Below are 2811 nucleotides of genomic sequence, written 5' to 3'. Positions count from 1 at the left end.
GCCAGCTGCGACTGCTGCGTGCGGAGCTCCTCCTCCGTCACGCGCAGCTCCTCGATGGCCGTCTGCAGCTCTTCCAGCGATTCCAGCAGCAGGGTTTCACGGGGGCGGGCCTCCGCCGCGCCCACGCGCAGGGCGTGCAGCCGCGGCAGCAGGGAAGCCGCGTAGTCGGCGGGATTGCGGTTCTCGCTCACGGGGGGTCCTTCAATCCAGGGAGGGGACAGCCGTCCGGCATGAACACCGTCCACCTGGGAGATGCAAGCCGCTTGCCACTTTCGTATGTACGGCAGCGTACAAATGAACGCAAGGAACAATCCTGCAGGCCCCGTGGATGCTTTCTTTCTGGCCGGAACATATGATTACGCCTGAAGGGCTCCGGGCCTGCTTCGCGTCTGGCCCGCAAGGTGCTTTACGAGGGGGAAAACGCGGGGAATCGTGACGGCGGATCGGACGGAGGACGGGACGGGATGCTGACGCTGATCGAGGGGGGGCGGGTCTACGCGCCGGAGCCGTGCGGGGTGCAGCCGATGCTGCTGGCCGACGGCCACGTGGCCAAGGTGGGGCCCATCGACCGGGACGCGCTGGAGCGGCTGGGGGCGGAGTACGAGGTGATCGACGCGCGGGGGTGCATCGTGGCGCCGGGGCTCATCGATCCCCACGTGCACCTGCTGGGCGGCAGCGGCGAGACGGGCTTCGCCACGCAGACGCCGGAGTTCTTCATCAGCGAGATGGTGGAGAACGGCGTCACCACCATCGTGGGCACCCTGGGCGTGGACACCACCATGAAGACCATGGCCGGGCTGCTGGCCAAGGTCAAGGCGCTCAAGGAGCAGGGGCTCAACGCGTTCTGCTGGACGGGCGGGTACGACCTGCCCCCCGCCTCCATCCTGGGCTCGGTGCGCGACGACATCCTCTTCATCGAGGAGGTGATCGGCGCGGGGGAGATCGCCATCAGCGACACGCGGGCCCTGCCGCACGATCCGCGGGAGCTGGCCCGCTGCGCCGTGCACGCGCACGTGGGCGGCATGCTGGCGCAAAAGGCGGGGCTGGTGCACGTGCATGTGGGCGAGGCCGACAGCCGGCTGGACCCCGTTGTCCGCGTGCTGGACGAGTTCAACGTGGAGGCCGACTGGTTCTATCCCACCCACGTGGAGCGGTCCGAAAAGCTCATGGGCCAGGCCATCCACCTGGCGCAAACGGGCGGGATGCCCGTGGACGTGGACGTGGTGGAGCGCGACCTGTACAAATGGGTGCGCCACTGGCGCGACCACGGCGGCCCGCCGCACCTGCTGACGGCGTCGTCCGACGCCAGCATGAACCATCCCGCCGTCCTGGGACAGCTGCGCGACTGCGTGCTGGAGCACGGCTTCGCGCTGGAGCAGGTTCTGCCCCTGGCGACGAAGAACACGGCGCGCATCCTCAAGCTCGAGGAGAAGGGCGAGATCCGGAAAGGGTGCGCGGGCGACATCCTGCTGCTGGAGGAGGGCTCGCTGGAACTGGTGCACGTGCTGTCGCACGGCCAGTTCGTGGTCCGCGATGGCCAGGTGGTGCGGCAGGAAAAGTGGCTGCGGGACAGCGACCGCCACATCCGCCTGGACGGCGAAAAGGACGGCGGCGGCCCGCCCGGCGGCGGCGCGTAGCGGGTCGGGCGGATCAGGCGCCCCCGTGAGAGACGCGCGGTTCAACCTCCCCCAGGGGGTTTTGGGGGAGGTGCGAGCCTACGCAAGCGGAGGGGGCGCTCCGCTCGGGCGCGGCCCATTTGACGGGACCACGGGGCGCGCGGGGACAACCACGCGGGGCATCGAGAGACGGGACGGGGCGACGGTCGTCCCGCGTAACCAGGATCGTCGGAGGCGGAATGTCGGATGAGCTGACGCGGGGGATCGAGGGGCAGATGCGCACGGAGCGGAACGAGCCGCCGGAGCGCGGCGGCCGCCTGCTGGTGATCGGCGGGGCCGAGGACCCGGACCCGGACGACATGACCGTCCTGCCGCACCTGGTGCAGATGGCGGGCGGCAAGAACGCGCGGATCATCATCTGCTCGTCGCCGTCGGAGAACCCGGAAGAAAAGGTGGATACCTACGGCGAGCTGTTCGAAAAGATCGGCGTGGCCGAGGTCATCCCCGCGCCCATCACCGGCCGGCACGAGGCGGAGCAGCCGGACCTGGTGGATGCCGTGCGCCGCGCCACCGCCGTCTTCTTCACGGGCGGCGACCAGCTGCGGCTCACGGCCCTCATCGCGGGGACGGAGTTCTGCGAGACCATCCGCTCGCGCCTGTACGGCGACGGGCTGGTGGTGGCCGGCACCAGCGCGGGCGCGGCCGCCATGAGCAGCGTGATGATCATCGGCGGCACCAACGAGGGCACGGTGCGGCGGGAGGACGTGAGCCTGGCGCCGGGGCTGGGCTACTGGCGCGACACGGTGGTGGACACGCACTTCAACCAGCGCGGCCGCGTGAGCCGCCTGCTCACCATCTTCGCGCACAACCCGCAGGTGCTGGGCATCGGCATCGACGAGAACACGGCTATCGACCTGGTGCCGGGCGACCGCTTTACGGTGCTGGGCGCCGGCGCCGTGATGGTGTTCAACGGCCGCGTGACGCACACCAACGCGCCCGACGCGTCGGATGACCAGACGCTGGCCATCACCGACAGCGTGCTCCACACGCTGCCGTCGGGCTACGGCTTCAACCTGCGTACCAAGCGCCCCATCCTCCCGGACGGCGAGGAGATCCCGCCCGCGCCGCCGCACTGAGCCGTGGGGGGACGGAAACGGAAGAGGACGCAGGGGACCCGACGGTCCGCTGCGTCCTC

The 2811-nt window shown here is 70.0% G+C and carries 3 protein-coding genes; 2 read left to right on the top strand and 1 reads right to left on the bottom strand.

Features of this window, described 5'->3' with window-relative positions:
* The coding region (locus VFZ20_RS26960; protein WP_329687063.1) for a hypothetical protein at positions 1-191 on the bottom strand (191 nt) is incomplete at its 3' end.
* A gap of 273 nt (positions 192-464) precedes the next feature.
* On the opposite strand from VFZ20_RS26960, the gene VFZ20_RS26955 reads away from it, so the two are divergent.
* Together VFZ20_RS26955 and VFZ20_RS26950 are read left to right on the top strand one after the other, a co-directional pair.
* Entirely contained in the window at positions 465-1637 is a 1173-nt protein-coding gene (locus tag VFZ20_RS26955; protein ID WP_329687062.1) for an amidohydrolase family protein, read from the top strand.
* 218 nt (positions 1638-1855) lie between these two features.
* Positions 1856-2752 carry a cyanophycinase gene (locus VFZ20_RS26950; protein WP_329687061.1) on the top strand — a complete coding sequence of 299 codons (897 nt, stop codon included), beginning with the start codon at positions 1856-1858 and terminating at the stop codon, positions 2750-2752.
* Positions 2753-2811: the final 59 nt, after the last annotated feature.

The organism is Longimicrobium sp. (assembly GCF_036280135.1).
Taxonomy (GTDB): domain Bacteria; phylum Gemmatimonadota; class Gemmatimonadetes; order Longimicrobiales; family Longimicrobiaceae; genus Longimicrobium.
The sequence above is the reverse complement of the archived record's forward strand: the minus strand, read 5'-3'. Positions and strand labels throughout refer to the sequence as shown.

Excerpts from the sequence above, each read along its gene's own strand:
- VFZ20_RS26955 (WP_329687062.1), top strand. The coding sequence starts at position 465 with ATGCTGACGCTGATCGAGGGGGGGCGGGTCTACGCGCCGGAGCCGTGC.
- VFZ20_RS26950 (WP_329687061.1), top strand. The coding sequence starts at position 1,856 with ATGTCGGATGAGCTGACGCGGGGGATCGAGGGGCAGATGCGCACGGAG.